The organism is Xanthomonas sp. SS, assembly GCF_014236835.1.
GTDB lineage: Bacteria > Pseudomonadota > Gammaproteobacteria > Xanthomonadales > Xanthomonadaceae > Xanthomonas_A.
Genome location: NZ_CP051190.1, coordinates 529,586 through 544,958 on the forward strand (window position 1 = coordinate 529,586; position 15,373 = coordinate 544,958).

The 15,373-nt window shown below is 62.4% G+C and carries 9 protein-coding genes, 2 tRNA genes and 3 rRNA genes; 10 read left to right on the top strand and 4 right to left on the bottom strand.

The genetic code is table 11. The features are described 5' to 3' along the window. Nucleotides 1-8 precede the first annotated feature (8 nt). The gene (pyrE, locus tag HEP74_RS02365; protein ID WP_185815029.1) at nt 9-668 is read right to left on the bottom strand and encodes an orotate phosphoribosyltransferase; all 660 of its coding nucleotides are present in this window, start codon (nt 666-668) and stop codon (nt 9-11) included. A gap of 135 nt (nt 669-803) precedes the next feature. Here pyrE and HEP74_RS02370 point away from each other — a divergent pair, with 135 nt between their 5' ends. From HEP74_RS02370 to HEP74_RS02380, 3 genes are all read left to right on the top strand, one after another. Continuing rightward, nucleotides 804-1,604: an exodeoxyribonuclease III gene (locus HEP74_RS02370; RefSeq protein ID WP_185815030.1), complete on the top strand. Its 801-nt coding sequence runs from the start codon at nt 804-806 to the stop codon at nt 1,602-1,604. Further along, the gene (locus HEP74_RS02375; protein ID WP_185815031.1) at nt 1,601-2,917 is read left to right on the top strand and encodes an AmpG family muropeptide MFS transporter; all 1,317 of its coding nucleotides are present in this window, start codon (nt 1,601-1,603) and stop codon (nt 2,915-2,917) included. The genes HEP74_RS02370 and HEP74_RS02375 overlap by 4 nt, the downstream gene beginning before the upstream one ends. Nucleotides 2,918-2,987: 70 nt before the next feature. After that, entirely contained in the window at nt 2,988-3,215 is a 228-nt protein-coding gene (locus tag HEP74_RS02380; protein ID WP_104558896.1) for a hypothetical protein, read from the top strand. Nucleotides 3,216-3,257: 42 nt separating this feature from the next. On the opposite strand, the gene HEP74_RS02385 is transcribed toward HEP74_RS02380, so the two are convergent. Beyond that, nucleotides 3,258-4,388, bottom strand: coding sequence for an anhydro-N-acetylmuramic acid kinase (locus HEP74_RS02385; RefSeq protein ID WP_185815032.1), 1,131 nt, complete (start codon nt 4,386-4,388; stop codon nt 3,258-3,260). A gap of 90 nt (nt 4,389-4,478) precedes the next feature. Continuing rightward, the gene (locus tag HEP74_RS02390; protein WP_185815033.1) at nt 4,479-5,948 is read right to left on the bottom strand and encodes a M23 family metallopeptidase; all 1,470 of its coding nucleotides are present in this window, start codon (nt 5,946-5,948) and stop codon (nt 4,479-4,481) included. 167 nt (nt 5,949-6,115) lie between these two features. Between HEP74_RS02390 and tyrS the strand changes: the two genes are divergently transcribed. The 6 genes from tyrS (at nt 6,116) to rrf (ending at nt 13,183) form a co-directional block, all read left to right on the top strand. Beyond that, nucleotides 6,116-7,327, top strand: coding sequence for a tyrosine--tRNA ligase (gene tyrS, locus HEP74_RS02395; protein WP_185815034.1), 1,212 nt, complete (start codon nt 6,116-6,118; stop codon nt 7,325-7,327). A gap of 612 nt (nt 7,328-7,939) precedes the next feature. Further along, nucleotides 7,940-9,483, top strand: a 16S ribosomal RNA gene (locus HEP74_RS02400). Nucleotides 9,484-9,567: 84 nt separating this feature from the next. Continuing rightward, a tRNA-Gln gene (locus tag HEP74_RS02405) sits at nt 9,568-9,644 on the top strand. A 75-nt stretch (nt 9,645-9,719) separates the two neighbouring features. Continuing rightward, a tRNA-OTHER gene (locus HEP74_RS02410) sits at nt 9,720-9,795 on the top strand. 224 nt (nt 9,796-10,019) lie between these two features. After that, a 23S ribosomal RNA gene (locus HEP74_RS02415) occupies nt 10,020-12,892 on the top strand. A 176-nt stretch (nt 12,893-13,068) separates the two neighbouring features. Next, nucleotides 13,069-13,183: ribosomal RNA gene (rrf, locus tag HEP74_RS02420) — 5S ribosomal RNA — on the top strand. Together the 16S, 23S and 5S rRNA genes with 2 tRNA genes alongside form the textbook arrangement of a ribosomal RNA operon. 85 nt (nt 13,184-13,268) lie before the next feature. Here the strand turns inward: rrf and HEP74_RS02425 are convergent. Continuing rightward, nucleotides 13,269-13,454, bottom strand: a complete 186-nt coding sequence (locus HEP74_RS02425) for a PepSY domain-containing protein (protein WP_185815035.1) — start codon at nt 13,452-13,454, stop codon at nt 13,269-13,271. 546 nt (nt 13,455-14,000) lie between these two features. Between HEP74_RS02425 and HEP74_RS02430 the strand changes: the two genes are divergently transcribed. Further along, nucleotides 14,001-15,068, top strand: a complete 1,068-nt coding sequence (locus tag HEP74_RS02430; RefSeq protein ID WP_185815036.1) for an NAD(P)-dependent alcohol dehydrogenase — start codon at nt 14,001-14,003, stop codon at nt 15,066-15,068. The last annotated feature ends 305 nt before the right edge of the window (nt 15,069-15,373 follow it).

A 15,373-nucleotide genomic window follows, 5' to 3' on the forward strand; every position in this document is an offset into this window, starting at 1 on the left:
CCCTGCTGTCAGCCTGACGGATCGCAGCCGTAGCGTGCCCGGTAGGCCAGCAGCGGTTCGCGGAAGCCGACAAGGTCCGCGTTTCCATCGATGAATGCAAGCAGATCGCCCAGGTGCGCGACCGACACCACAGGAACGCCGGCCTCCGCCGCCACCGCCTGCGCCGCCGAGCGCCGGTCGTGCTCGCCGGCGATCTCCTGCCGGTCCAGCGCGACCAGGATCGCCGCCGGGAGGCCGCCGGCCTCGCGGATGATCGCCAGCGCCTCGCGGATCGCGGTGCCGGCGGTGATCACGTCATCCACGATCAGCACCCGGCGCCCGGCCAGCGGCGCGCCGATCAGGCTGCCGCCTTCGCCATGGGTCTTGGCTTCCTTGCGGTTGAACGCCAGCGGCAGGTTGCGGTCGCGCTGCGCGTACTCGCAGGCCAGCGCGGTCGCCAGCGGGATGCCCTTGTAGGCCGGGCCGAACAGCAGGTCGAAGTCGAGCCCGGCGGCGTCGGCCGCATCGGCGTAGCACGCCGCCAGGCGCGCCACCGTGCTCCCGGAATCGAAGCGCCCGGCATTGAAGAAATAGGGACTGACGCGCCCGGACTTCAGCGTGAACTCGCCGAAGCGCAGCGCCTGCGCATCCAGGGCCAATTGCAGGAAACGTTGCCGGTAGTCGGTCATTGGGATGCCGGGATTCGGGATTCGGGATGACGGGATTCGTGAAAGCATAGCCGGTTGCGGCCATGCAGCGTCCACGCATGGGGTACGCTTTCACGAATCCCCAATCCCCCCATCCCGAATCCCGGCTCTTCATCCATGCGCATCATCAGCTTCAACGCCAACGGCCTGCGTTCGGCCGCCACCAAGGGCTTCTTCGAGTGGTTTTCCAGCCAGCACGCCGATGTGCTGTGCGTGCAGGAGACCAAGGCGCAGGAGCATCAGCTGGCCGGGCCGGCGTTCCTGCCGGACGGCTACCGCGTCTGGTTCCGCGATGCCAGCACCAAGAAGGGCTACAGCGGCGTGGCCATTTATAGCAAGCGCGAGCCCGACGAAGTGCGCACCGCGCTGGGCTGGCCCGAGTTCGACGAAGAGGGCCGCTACCTGGAAGCGCGCTTCGGCAACCTGAGCGTGGTCTCGTTCTACATCCCCTCCGGCTCGTCGGGCGAACTGCGCCAGGGCTACAAGTTCCAGGTCATGGACTGGCTGCGGCCGATCCTGGACGAATGGCTTGCCAGCGGCCGCGACTACGTGCTGTGCGGCGACTGGAACATCGTGCGCTCGGCGCTGGACATCAAGAACTGGAAGTCCAACCAGAAGAATTCCGGCTGCCTGCCGGCCGAGCGCGACTGGCTCAACGGCCTGTGCGCCGATCGCGCCGAAGACGCCGACGCGGCCAGCGGCCGCGGCTGGGTCGACGCCTACCGCGCGCTGCATCCCGACGGCCAGGACTACACCTGGTGGAGCAACCGCGGCGCCGCGCGCGCCAACGACGTGGGTTGGCGCATCGACTACCAGTTCGTCACTCCGTCGCTGCGCGAGCGCCTGCAGGGCTGCGCGATCTACACCGCGCAGCGCTTCTCCGACCATGCGCCGTTCGTGGTGGATTACCGCGAATGAGCCCGGCCGCGTCCGCGCCGGCGTCCTACAAGGGCTGGGCCGGGATCAAGCGCGCCTTCGCCACGCCGTCGGCGGCGACGATGGCCCTGCTCGGCTTCGGCAGCGGCCTGCCGTTCCTGTTGATCGCTTCGCAGACCCTGTCCACGCGCCTGCGCGACGTCGGCCTGGACCTGGGCAGCATCGGCCTGATCAGCCTGGCCAGCTTCTTCTACCTGCTCAAGTTCCTGTGGGCGCCGCTGCTGGACCGCTATCCGTTCCCGCTGGTCGCGTTCCTGGGCCGGCGCCGCTCGTGGCTGCTGGTGTCGCAGCTGGGGGTCACGATCGGCCTGGCGGCGCTGGCGCTGATGCGCCCGGAACTGAGCATCGGCGGGCTGGTGCTGTGGGTGCTGATCGCCTCCTTCGCCGGCGCCACCCAGGATTCGGTGGTCGATGCGTACCGGATCGAGATCGCCCCGGCCTCGGCGCAGGCCGCGCTCGCCGCGACCTACACCTTCGGCTACCGCATCGGCCTGATCCTGTCCGGCGCCGGCGCGCTGTACCTGGCCCAGTTCGGCGACTGGACCCTGGCCTATCTGGTGATGGCCGGGCTGATGCTGCTGCCGATCGCCACCACCTTGCTGTGCCGCGAACCTGAAGTGCCGGCGTCCACGGTGGTGCGCAAGATCGACGTGGTCGGCGCGTTCTGGCAGCCGATCTCCAGCTTCTTCACCAGCAACGGTCTGGCGCTGGGCCTGGGGCTGCTGCTGTTCGTGGGCCTGTTCAAGTTCCCCGACCAGGTGATCGGGGTGATGTCCGGGCCGTTCTACCTGGATTCGGGCTTCAGCAAGGCCGACATCGCCACCGTCTCCAAATTGTTCGGAGTGTGGATGGGCATCGCCGGCGCCTTCGCCGGCGGCTTGGCGGTGGCGGCGTTCGGCTTCCGGCGCATGCTGTTCGTCGCCGCGCTGGGCGTGGCGCTGTCGAACCTGGCGTTCCTGCTGATGGCCCACCATCCCGGGCAATTGTGGTCGTTCTATGCCGCGCTCAGCGCCGACAACCTGTTCCAGGGCTTCGCCGGCACCGTGCTGGTCGCGTTCATGTCGTCGCTGACCGACCGCAACTTCACCGCTACCCAGTACGCGCTGCTGGTGTCGCTGGCCAACCTGCCGGGCAAGTTCGTCGGCGGCGCTTCCGGCTACATCGTGGAAGCCACGTCCTACAGCACCTTCTTCGTGCTCAGCGCGTTCACGGTGATCCCGACCCTGCTGCTGCTGGCTTGGCTGTGGCCGCGGATCCGCGAACAATCGGCGCCCGCCGCGCCGCAGGCGGATTGAAAGCCCGCCCGGACTTGCGGATGATGCATGGCGGCGCCTGGGGCGCGCCGCCGTCCGCTCGGGAGTCCGCATGACCGATCTGCTGTTGCGCGACATCGACCCCATCCTGGTCGATCGGATCCGCCGCATCGCCGTGGCCCGCGGCTGGACCCAGCACCAGACCGTGCTGAACCTGATCGAACAGGGTTTGTTCGCCAGCGAGCACGAGGTGCGCAGCGGCTTCGAGAATCCGGAGGTGGATGCCTTGTCCGACGCGATCGCCGCGTTGCGCGAACTGCCGGCCGGTGCCGGCTTCTGAGTCGCGTGTCGGCGCGCATGGCGCCGAGCGGTGCCGCCTTCGTCAGGCCAGGTGGATCGCGCCGAGGATGCGCGGCCCGCGTGCGCCGCTGACCGAAGGCAGGTTGCCGGGCAAGCCGGCCAGGGTCTGCCTTGCCAGCCAGGCGAAGCCCATCGCTTCCACGTAATCCGGATCCAGGCCCAGCGCCTGCGTGGACAGCACCTGCACGCCCGGCAGCCGCGCCTGCAGCCGCGCCAGCAACAGCGGGTTGTGCACGCCACCGCCGCAGACCAGCAATTGCCGGGTCGCCGGCTGCTGCGCCAGCAGCGCATCGACCACGGTGGCCGCGGTCAGTTCCAGCAGGGTCGCCTGCACCGCCGCGGCCGGATGCGCGGCCGGCTCCAGCAGCGCATCCACCCAGCGCAGGTGGAACTGCTCGCGCCCAGTGCTCTTGGGCGGGGCCAGCGCGAACCAGGGATCGGCCAGCAAGCGCTGCAGCAGGCCGTCGTCGACCTGGCCGCTGGCGGCGAAGGCGCCGCCGGCATCGTAGGGCTGGCCCAGATGGCGCTGGCACCAGGCATCGAGCAGCGCGTTGGCCGGGCCGGTGTCGAACCCGCGCACGCTGCCGTGCGCCGGCAGCAACGTCAGGTTGCCGATCCCGCCCAGGTTCAGCACCGCGCGGTCCTCGTGCGCCGCGCCGAGCATCGCCGCGTGGAAGGCCGGCATCAGCGGCGCGCCATGGCCGCCGGCGGCGACGTCGCGGCGGCGGAAGTCGCACACCGTGGCGATGCCGGTCAGCTCGGCGATGCGGTTGCCGTCGCCCAGTTGCCAGGTGAAGGCGGGATCGGCCAGCGGCCGATGGCGCACGGTCTGCCCGTGCGAACCGATCGCGCGGACCTGCGCAGGCGCGACGCCGGCTTCCTCAAGCAGGCGCAGCGCGGCCTCGGCGAAGGCGATCGCCACTTCCGCATCGAGCCGGCCCAGCGTATCCAGCGAATCGATGTCGCCGCCTTCGCCCAGTGCGATCAACGCCTCGCGCTGGCGGGGTGCCCAGGCGTAGGTACGGCCGAGGCGCAGCTGCGCCTGGCCATCGGCGCCGAAGCGCACCAGCGCGGCGTCGATGCCATCGGCGCTGGTGCCGGACATCAGGCCGAGGAACAGGGCTTCGTCGTCGAGTGCGATCGGATCGGGCATTGCAAGGCACCAGGCAGCGTCAGCGCCGCAGCGTGGGCGAGCGGCGGCGGCGCGTCAATCCGCGCCGCCGTGGCGAGGCAGGTACGCGGCTCAGCCGGCGTCGCTGGACTGCGCCGACTTGGCCGAGGCGACAGTCTTCTTCTTCTTCGCCGGGGCGTCGCCCTTCGCCGGTGCGGCGTCGGCGTAGATCAGCTTCTCCACGCGCTGGATGCGCGCCAGCGCGGGCGAGGTCTGCGCACGGAACGCGGCCAGCTCGGTGCCGGCCAGCGGCGTCGGCGGCGGCATCGTCACCGAGGCCGGATTGCGCTGCACCCCGTCCACGCGGAATTCGTAGTGCAGGTGCGGGCCGGTGGCCATGCCGGTCATGCCGACGAAGCCGATCACCGTGCCCTGGTTGATGCGCTGGCCGGCCTTGATCCCGCCGAAGCGCGACATGTGCCCGTACAGCGTGCTGTAGCCCTTGCCGTGATCCAGGATCACCACGTTGCCGTAGCCGCGCTGGGTGCCGACGAACTGCACCCGCGCATCGCCGGCGGCCATGATCGGCGTGCCCGAGGGCGCCGCGTAGTCGATGCCCTTGTGCATGCGCATGGTGCCCAGTACCGGATGCTTGCGCGCGCCGAAGGTCGAGCTGATCCGGCTGTAGGACACCGGCATGCGGATGAAGCTCTTCTTCAGCGGCCGCCCGCTGACGTCGAAGTACTCGGCCGGCTTGCCGTCGCGCTCGAAGCGGAAGCCGCTGTAGGTCTTACCGCGGGTGGTGAAGGTCGCCGCCAGGATCTTGCTGGTGTCGATCCGCTCGCCTTCGCGCCAGGTCTCGTCCATCACCACGCTGAAGCGGTCGCCCGGCTGCAGGTCCTTGTCGAAGTCGATGTCGTACTTGAAGATCTCGTCGGTCATCGTCGCGATCGCCGACGGCGACAGCCCCGCCTTGCGCGCGGCCACGTACAGCGAGCTGGTGATTTCGCCGCTGATGACCGCGGTGCGGGTGCTGGTCTCGCGCTCGGTCACCTTCTCGCGGATGTCGTCGCCGAGCAGCGACAGTTCCACGCGATGGGTGGCGTCGCGGTCGAAGCGGATCCCGCGCAGGCTGCCGGCCACCGGCAGGTCGAAGCCGATCTCGGCGCCGGGGCGCAGCTTGGTCAGCGCCTCGCGCGTGCCGGGGTGGTCCAGCACCTGGTGCATCACCGTGGCCGGGATGTCGAGCTGTTCGAACACCGCGCCCAGGGTCTGCCCGGGCTGGATCCGCACTACCTGCCAGCTGTCGCCGGCCACTCCCTGCTGCTGTGCCAGCGAAATCGGCGGCAATGGCAGCGCCAGGGTCGCGTGCGTGGTCTGCAGCGGCACGTCGATCGCATTGGAGAAGCCGGGCACGATCGTGGCCACCAGCGCGCCGATGGTGGCGAACAGGCTGGCGTGGATCCAGTGGCGGCGGGTCCAGCGGCCGGCGGGGAAGTGCTGCGTCAGCTGTCGATGCAGTGCGGTGTCGTGAAGCACATGGAGACGTTGCTGGAAGCGCTGCTTGCGCGCGCGTTCCTGTTCGGTTTCGCTGTTCTGCATCAAGGCTTCCTCATGAGCCCGAAGCGCGAGCTCAAAACTCGGCTACCATAAACACCGATCAACAGCGCGTCAAACCATTGAACCGGCTCAGGTTTTCGCCGGATGCGCAGTTAACTCGCACTTAACGTCATTCATGTTGCCTGGCGGCAACCCGTCGGAGTTCCGTTTTGTCCACGATTGAAGAGTCTCTTGCCCTGATCGGCCGCGGTGCCGACGAAATCCTCAAGCGCGAAGAACTGGAAGCGCGGCTGCGTACCGGTCGCCCGTTGCGCGTGAAAGCCGGCTTCGACCCGACCGCGCCCGACCTGCACATCGGCCATACCGTGTTGCTGAACAAGATGCGTCAGTTCCAGCAACTGGGCCACCAGGTGATTTTCCTGATCGGCGACTTCACCGGCATGATCGGCGACCCCACCGGCAAGAACGTCACCCGCAAGCCGCTGACCCGCGAGGACGTGCTCGCCAACGCGCGCACCTACGAGGAGCAGGTGTTCAAGGTGCTGGACCGCGAGCGCACCGAAGTGCGCTTCAACTCGGAGTGGTTCGGGCAGATGAGCGCGGCCGACATGATCCGCCTGGCCGGCCAGCACACGGTGGCGCGCATGCTCGAGCGCGACGACTTCGCCAAGCGCTATGCCGCGCAGCAGTCCATCGCCATCCACGAATTCCTGTATCCGCTGGTGCAGGGCTACGATTCGGTGGCCTTGAAGGCCGACGTTGAACTGGGCGGCACCGACCAAAAGTTCAACCTGCTGATGGGGCGTGGCCTGCAGGAGCATTACGGGCAGGCGGCGCAGATCGTGCTGACCATGCCGCTGCTGGAGGGCCTGGACGGGGTCAACAAGATGTCCAAGTCGCTGGGCAACTACATCGGCATCAGCGAGCCGGCGATCGACATCGTCACCAAGACCATGAAGATCGGCGACGAGCTGATGTGGCGCTGGATCGAACTGCTGTCCTTCGACATAAGCCTGAGCGAAGCGCAGGAACTGAAGCGGCAGGTGCAGGCCGGCGCATTGCACCCGCGCGAAGTGAAGCTGCGCCTGGCCCGCGAGCTGACCACGCGCTTTCACGACGCCGCGGCGGCCGAGCAGGCCATCGTCGGCTGGCATGCGGTGGTGACCGGGCAGGGCGACACCAGCGCATTGCCGCTGCAGGACGTGGCGGTGCCGGCGGAAGGCCTGCGCATCGCCGCGCTGCTGACCGCCGCCGGGCTGACCGCCAGCAACTCCGAGGCCAGCCGCAAGCTCAAGGAGCGCGCGGTCCGGGTGGAGGGCGAGGTGGTGGAAGACCCGCAGCACAGCTTCGTGCCCGGATTCGAAGGCGTGTTGCAGGTCGGCAAGCGCACCTTTGCGCGGGTGCGCCTGGTCTTGGCCTGAGCAGGATGGCGGCCGAGCGCCGCCATCGCCTGCAGTGACAGCCTTAAGTAGTAGTAGAGCCTGGGCTGCAAGCTGCGTCCTTATTAGTGATGTGCATCGCATCGGCGCGTATTGCGACGGCGCAGTGAAAAAATCTTTCACACCCCCTTCCCAAGCGGCGGGTTTGCAGCCATACTTTCCCTCCCCCGACGCAACGCCTTGCGGCAACGCAACAGCAACGCGGCGGGGTCGTCAAAAACCTCCTCAAAAAGGTATTGACGGCAACAAAAAAGCCGCTATGATGGGCGGCTCGGTTCAGCGGAAAGCCTACGGGTTTGAAGCGAAGCCGGCGTCGAAGCCTCCGAAACGAGGTGTTGACGGAAAGAAAAAGTCCGCTATAATGGGCGGCTCGCTACGACGGAAACGTCGCGGTGAAACGGGAAAGGCGCTGAGGCCGGCCCCAAAGTTCTTTGACAGTGTGCGCAGGTAACTTGTGAGGGCGCCTGCAGGTGGAAGTATGTCCATCTTGCAGACGTTCGAATCAAGAGCAACAAATCAATTGCTAAGCAAGCGATACGTAAGCTTGGTTTGAACTCTGCATATTCAAAGTATTGACCTTCGGGTCTGTAATTTTAAGTGAAGAGTTTGATCCTGGCTCAGAGTGAACGCTGGCGGCAGGCCTAACACATGCAAGTCGAACGGCAGCACAGTGGTAGCAATACCATGGGTGGCGAGTGGCGGACGGGTGAGGAATACATCGGAATCTACCTTTTCGTGGGGATAACGTAGGGAAACTTACGCTAATACCGCATACGACCTTAGGGTGAAAGCGGAGGACCTTCGGGCTTCGCGCGGATAGATGAGCCGATGTCGGATTAGCTAGTTGGCGGGGTAAAGGCCCACCAAGGCGACGATCCGTAGCTGGTCTGAGAGGATGATCAGCCACACTGGAACTGAGACACGGTCCAGACTCCTACGGGAGGCAGCAGTGGGGAATATTGGACAATGGGCGCAAGCCTGATCCAGCCATGCCGCGTGGGTGAAGAAGGCCTTCGGGTTGTAAAGCCCTTTTGTTGGGAAAGAAAAGCAGTCGGTTAATACCCGATTGTTCTGACGGTACCCAAAGAATAAGCACCGGCTAACTTCGTGCCAGCAGCCGCGGTAATACGAAGGGTGCAAGCGTTACTCGGAATTACTGGGCGTAAAGCGTGCGTAGGTGGTTGTTTAAGTCCGTTGTGAAAGCCCTGGGCTCAACCTGGGAATTGCAGTGGATACTGGGCAACTAGAGTGTGGTAGAGGATGGCGGAATTCCCGGTGTAGCAGTGAAATGCGTAGAGATCGGGAGGAACATCTGTGGCGAAGGCGGCCATCTGGACCAACACTGACACTGAGGCACGAAAGCGTGGGGAGCAAACAGGATTAGATACCCTGGTAGTCCACGCCCTAAACGATGCGAACTGGATGTTGGGTGCAACTTGGCACCGCAGTATCGAAGCTAACGCGTTAAGTTCGCCGCCTGGGGAGTACGGTCGCAAGACTGAAACTCAAAGGAATTGACGGGGGCCCGCACAAGCGGTGGAGTATGTGGTTTAATTCGATGCAACGCGAAGAACCTTACCTGGTCTTGACATCCACGGAACTTTCCAGAGATGGATTGGTGCCTTCGGGAACCGTGAGACAGGTGCTGCATGGCTGTCGTCAGCTCGTGTCGTGAGATGTTGGGTTAAGTCCCGCAACGAGCGCAACCCTTGTCCTTAGTTGCCAGCACGTAATGGTGGGAACTCTAAGGAGACCGCCGGTGACAAACCGGAGGAAGGTGGGGATGACGTCAAGTCATCATGGCCCTTACGACCAGGGCTACACACGTACTACAATGGTTAGGACAGAGGGCTGCAAACTCGCGAGAGTAAGCCAATCCCAGAAACCTAATCTCAGTCCGGATTGAGTCTGCAACTCGACTCCATGAAGTCGGAATCGCTAGTAATCGCAGATCAGCATTGCTGCGGTGAATACGTTCCCGGGCCTTGTACACACCGCCCGTCACACCATGGGAGTTTGTTGCACCAGAAGCAGGTAGCTTAACCTTCGGGAGGGCGCTTGCCACGGTGTGGCCGATGACTGGGGTGAAGTCGTAACAAGGTAGCCGTATCGGAAGGTGCGGCTGGATCACCTCCTTTGAGCAAGACAACTACGCCTACAGGCGTCCTCACAAGTAACCTGCATTCAGAGAGTTCCGCCACAGGGCGGGGCACCCCGATTTCGGGGCCATAGCTCAGCTGGGAGAGCACCTGCTTTTGCAAGCAGGGGGTCGTCGGTTCGATCCCGACTGGCTCCACCAGATTTGCAGATCCTCTGCAAACGCCCGCACATCCATGTGCGGACTGTCTAGGGGAACTGCAGGAGCAAAGACTTTGGGTCTGTAGCTCAGGTGGTTAGAGCGCACCCTGATAAGGGTGAGGTCGGTGGTTCGAGTCCTCCCAGACCCACCACTCTGAATGTATAAGCACACTAAGAATTTAAGATGCGCCAGCATTGAGGCTGGGGTATGTTCTTTTAAAATTTGTGACGTAGCGAGCGTTTGAGATCAAACTATCTTGACGTGTCGTTGTGGCTAAGGCGGGGACCTCGAGTCCCTAGAAATTGAGTCGTTATAGTTCGCGTCGGGCTTTGTACCCCGGACTCAGCATAGCTTGGAGGCAACTTCAGGTTATATGGTCAAGCGAATAAGCGCACACGGTGGATGCCTTGGCGGTCAGAGGCGATGAAGGACGTGGCAGCCTGCGAAAAGTGTCGGGGAGCTGGCAACAAGCTTTGATCCGGCAATGTCCGAATGGGGAAACCCACTGCTTCGGCAGTATCCTGCAGTGAATACATAGCTGCTGGAAGCGAACCCGGTGAACTGAAATATCTAAGTAACCGGAGGAAAAGAAATCAACCGAGATTCCCTAAGTAGTGACGAGCGAACGGGGACTAGCCCTTAAGCTGGTATGGTTCTAGAAAAACAACCTGGAAAGGTTGGCCATAGAAGGTGATAGCCCTGTATTTAAAAGGGCCATTCCAGTGAAGACGAGTAGGGCGGGGCACGTGAAACCCTGTCTGAATATGGGGGACCATCCTCCAAGGCTAAATACTCCTGACCGACCGATAGTGAACCAGTACCGTGAGGGAAAGGCGAAAAGAACCCCGGAGAGGGGAGTGAAATAGATCCTGAAACCGTGTGCGTACAAGCAGTAGGAGCTCGCAAGAGTGACTGCGTACCTTTGTATAATGGGTCAGCGACTTACTGTTCGTGGCAAGCTTAACCGTATAGGGGAGGCGAAGGGAAACCGAGTCTGATAAGGGCGCATAGTCGCGGGCAGTAGACCCGAAACCGGGTGATCTAGTCATGCCCAGGGTGAAGGTCAGGTAACACTGACTGGAGGCCCGAACCCACCCCGTTGCAAAGGTAGGGGATGAGGTGTGATTAGGAGTGAAAAGCTAATCGAACCCGGAGATAGCTGGTTCTCCTCGAAAGCTATTTAGGTAGCGCCTCGGACGAATACTGCTGGGGTAGAGCACTGTTATGGCTAGGGGTCATCGCGACTTACCAAACCATTGCAAACTCCGAATACCAGTACGTACTATCCGGGAGACACACGGCGGGTGCTAACGTCCGTCGTGAAAAGGGAAACAACCCAGACCCACAGCTAAGGTCCCAAATTCACTGCTAAGTGGAAAACGATGTGGAAAGGCACAGACAGCCAGGAGGTTGGCTTAGAAGCAGCCACCCTTTAAAGAAAGCGTAATAGCTCACTGGTCGAGTCGGTCTGCGCGGAAGATTTAACGGGGCTAAGCAGTGAACCGAAGCTTGGGGTGCATCGCGATAAGCGATGCGCGGTAGAGGAGCGTTCCGTAAGCCGTTGAAGGTGGATTGAGAAGTCTGCTGGAGGTATCGGAAGTGCGAATGCTGACATGAGTAACGATAATGCGGGTGAAAACCCGCACGCCGAAAGCCCAAAGGTTTCCTTTGCGCAACGTTAATCGGCGCAGGGTGAGTCGGCCCCTAAGGCGAGGGCGAAAGCCGTAGTCGATGGGAAGCAGGTTAATATTCCTGCACCTCGCGTAAGTGCGATGGAGGGACGGAGAAGGTTAGGTGTACCGGGCGTTGGTTGTCCGGGGAAAGGCGGTAGGTTTGGATCTTTGGCAAATCCGGGATCCTTTAAGACCGAGCACCGAGACGAGTCTTTTAGACGAAGTCACTGATACCACGCTTCCAGGAAAAGCTCCTAAGCTTCAGCTTACGCAGACCGTACCGTAAACCGACACAGGTGGGTAGGATGAGAATTCTCAGGCGCTTGAGAGAACTCGGGTGAAGGAACTAGGCAACATGGCACCGTAACTTCGGGAGAAGGTGCACCCTTTTGGTGGCTCATGCGAGCTATAGCTGAAGAGGGTCGCAGAAACCAGGCCGCTGCGACTGTTTATCAAAACACAGCACTCTGCAAACACGAAAGTGGACGTATAGGGTGTGACGCCTGCCCGGTGCTGGAAGGTTAATTGATGGGGTCAGCCGCAAGGCGAAGCTCTTGATCGAAGCCCCAGTAAACGGCGGCCGTAACTATAACGGTCCTAAGGTAGCGAAATTCCTTGTCGGGTAAGTTCCGACCTGCACGAATGGCGTAACGACAGCGGCGCTGTCTCCACCCGAGACTCAGTGAAATTGAAATCGCTGTGAAGATGCAGCGTTCCCGTGGCAAGACGGAAAGACCCCGTGAACCTTTACTATAGCTTTACACTGAACGTTGAGTTCGTCTGTGTAGGATAGGTGGGAGGCTATGAAACTGTGGCGCTAGCTGCAGTGGAGCCATCCTTGAAATACCACCCTGTCGTGCTTGACGTTCTAACCTAGGTCCGTAATCCGGATCGGGGACCGTGTATGGTGGGTAGTTTGACTGGGGCGGTCTCCTCCTAAAGAGTAACGGAGGAGCACGAAGGTACGCTCAGCGCGGTCGGACATCGCGCACTGTGTGCAAAGGCATAAGCGTGCTTGACTGCAAGATCGACGGATCAAGCAGGTACGAAAGTAGGTCTTAGTGATCCGGTGGTTCTGTATGGAAGGGCCATCGCTCAACGGATAAAAGGTACTCCGGGGATAACAGGCTGATACCGCCCAAGAGTTCATATCGACGGCGGTGTTTGGCACCTCGATGTCGGCTCATCACATCCTGGGGCTGTAGTCGGTCCCAAGGGTATGGCTGTTCGCCATTTAAAGTGGTACGCGAGCTGGGTTCAGAACGTCGTGAGACAGTTCGGTCCCTATCTGCCATGGGCGTTGGAAGTTTGAGAGGGGCTGCTCCTAGTACGAGAGGACCGGAGTGGACGAACCTCTGGTGTTCCGGTTGTCACGCCAGTGGCATTGCCGGGTAGCTATGTTCGGAAGCGATAACCGCTGAAAGCATCTAAGCGGGAAGCGCGCCTCAAGATGAGACTTCCCGGGGCACAAGCCCCCTTAAGGAACCATGTAGACTACGTGGTTGATAGGTCAGGTGTGTAAGTGCAGCAATGCATTGAGCTAACTGATACTAATGATCCGTGCGGCTTGACCATATAACCTCAAGTTGCTTCCTCAAAAAGCAACCCTTAGCGCGACAACACGTCGATAGCTATCCAAATGCTCGCTACGTCACACCCTATGAGAGGCTGGCGCCATCTGCCGTCCCTTCTAATCCTGCTCAATGCAGGTCCATGAAGCGACCGATGATCGGCGACACTCCAACCGTCTCCCTGGTGAAATTAGCGCTGTGGAACCACCCGATCCCATCCCGAACTCGGAAGTGAAACGCAGCTGCGCCGATGGTAGTGTGGCTCAAGCCATGCGAGAGTAGGTCATCGCCAGGGGCTTTACCCCAAATCCCCGTCCCACAAGGACGGGGATTTTTTATTGGGCGCAAAAAAAGCGGCAACACCTCAGTAAACCAACATCTCAGTCCCGCTCCGCGCTCACCACGCTTCCATCTACCCGGTCCGCGTACACCTCCACCCGCTCCCCCGTCGCGCTGTGCGCCCGCGCCTCCCACAAACCGTCGTCGTACTTCACATCGTGCACCTGCGTGTAACCTGCCGTCGTCAGCGATGCCCGTATCTCGGCTTCGCTCAGCTTCGACGGCACACCTTCCGCGTAAATGCGACCGCCGCGTGTGCCGATCGTGCTGGCCGACCTGAGGCGTCTGCAGCGCCATGTTTGGAATCGGATGCCGGAGACCTATGCTTGCAGGGGCCGGACGCCAACTCGGCGCTACGCCGAATCTCCGTTTCCATTGTTTCGTGCTTCTTAATCGTGGCAGGCCGGTTTCAGCGGTGCTCTCGTTTCTGCGTTGCGTACGCTTCCAGCTCCAACGGCATGGATAAGTACGCATTACGCGTCCATCCTCCGCTTGGGCTTCGGTCTTCCATTGCCGTTGTGTGCTCCAGATCGATATGGTCCTCGCGCTCGACGCTTGCCCTTGAGATCGATCCGAGCGATCCGGCGACGGCGTCCCCGGTTCGCTAGCCTGCCCGCCACGATGGTTCGCTCCGTTCCATCAGCGATGCGCGCTTTTAATGCACCGCGGCTTAGACTTTTCGACTGCTGCGCCAGCCGGCTTTGACCTGCGCTGTCGGCTCCGACGACATCGGAGCGCCGCTACCCCTTCCCCCGTCACGAGAGAACTCTCCCATGAGCCAAGCCAATGGATACGCCGCACTGGCGTCCGATCAGCCGCTGACCCCTTACGCGTTCGAGCGCCGTGCGACCGGGCCGCAGGACGTCAGCATCGAGATCCTCTACTGCGGCGTTTGCCATTCCGACCTGCATACGGCGCGCAACGAATGGCAGAACACCCAATACCCGTCCGTGCCGGGACATGAGATCGTCGGGCGGGTGACCGCGGTCGGCGACCAGGTCGAGGCCTTCAAGGTCGGCGACTTGGCCGGTGTCGGTTGCATGGTCGATAGCTGCCGGCATTGCGCGTCCTGCGCGGACGGCGAAGAGCAGTATTGCGAAAACGGCTTCGTCGGCACCTACAACGGCCCGATGTTCGGTGGCGAGAACACCTATGGCGGTTACTCCGACCATATCGTGGTCGACCAGAAGTACGTGCTGCAGATCCGCCATGCCGAAAAGGACCTGGCCGCGGTGGCGCCGCTGCTGTGCGCCGGTATCACCACCTATTCGCCGCTGAACCACTGGAAGGTGGGGCCGGGCAAGAAGGTCGGCATCGTCGGCCTGGGCGGTCTCGGCCATATGGGCGTGAAGATCGCGCACGCGATGGGAGCGCATGTGGTGCTGTTCACGACCTCGGCGAACAAGAAGGAGGATGCGCTGCGTCTGGGCGCCGACGAAGTGGTGGTGTCCAAGCTGCCGGAGGAGATGGCGGCGCACACCAACAGCTTCGACTTCATCCTCAATACCGTCGCTGCCTCGCATGACCTGGATGCCTTCCTGACCTTGCTCAAGCGCGACGGCACGATGACGCTGGTCGGCGCGCCCGCCGAGCCGCATCCGTCGCCGACAGTGTTCAACCTGATCATGAAGCGCCGGCAGTTGGCCGGCTCGCTGATCGGCGGCATCCGCGAGACCCAGGAAATGCTCGATTTCTGCGCAAAGCACGGCATCGTGTCGGACATCGAGACGATCGAGATGGCGCAGATCAACGAGGCCTACGAGCGCATGCTCAAGGGCGACGTGAAGTATCGTTTCGTCATCGACATGGCCAGCCTGGAGAATGCCAAGCAGGCCGCTTGATGCGGCGTGGCCGGCCGCGCGAGGATGCGGTCGGCCATGCGCGATCGATGCGCAATGTTCGACGATACGCCTGGGCACGCGAGTGCCCAGGCGTTTTTTTATGCGCGTCGTGTGCGATGACCTCGCGTTGGAGCGCCTTGCTTTTCCATGGTTAAAGGCAACGTAACGTGTAGGGCAACGCTTGGAGAGACCAAGGCCCCATCCGTTGCAACAGGCCACACCGGTAAATGCCTGTCGCGGCTGAAGCCGCTCTTACAGGGAAGCGGAGCGTCGGGCATCAGCGGAGATAGGAAAGCCGGCGGAAC

Bases quoted from the DNA above. Each gene is read 5' to 3' on its own strand.
- pyrE (WP_185815029.1), bottom strand. From the start codon at position 668: ATGACCGACTACCGGCAACGTTTCCTGCAATTGGCCCTGGATGCGCAG.
- HEP74_RS02430 (WP_185815036.1), top strand. From the start codon at position 14,001: ATGAGCCAAGCCAATGGATACGCCGCACTGGCGTCCGATCAGCCGCTG.
- HEP74_RS02385 (WP_185815032.1), bottom strand. From the start codon at position 4,388: ATGCCCGATCCGATCGCACTCGACGACGAAGCCCTGTTCCTCGGCCTG.
- HEP74_RS02380 (WP_104558896.1), top strand. From the start codon at position 2,988: ATGACCGATCTGCTGTTGCGCGACATCGACCCCATCCTGGTCGATCGG.
- HEP74_RS02370 (WP_185815030.1), top strand. From the start codon at position 804: ATGCGCATCATCAGCTTCAACGCCAACGGCCTGCGTTCGGCCGCCACC.
- HEP74_RS02390 (WP_185815033.1), bottom strand. From the start codon at position 5,948: ATGCAGAACAGCGAAACCGAACAGGAACGCGCGCGCAAGCAGCGCTTC.
- HEP74_RS02375 (WP_185815031.1), top strand. From the start codon at position 1,601: ATGAGCCCGGCCGCGTCCGCGCCGGCGTCCTACAAGGGCTGGGCCGGG.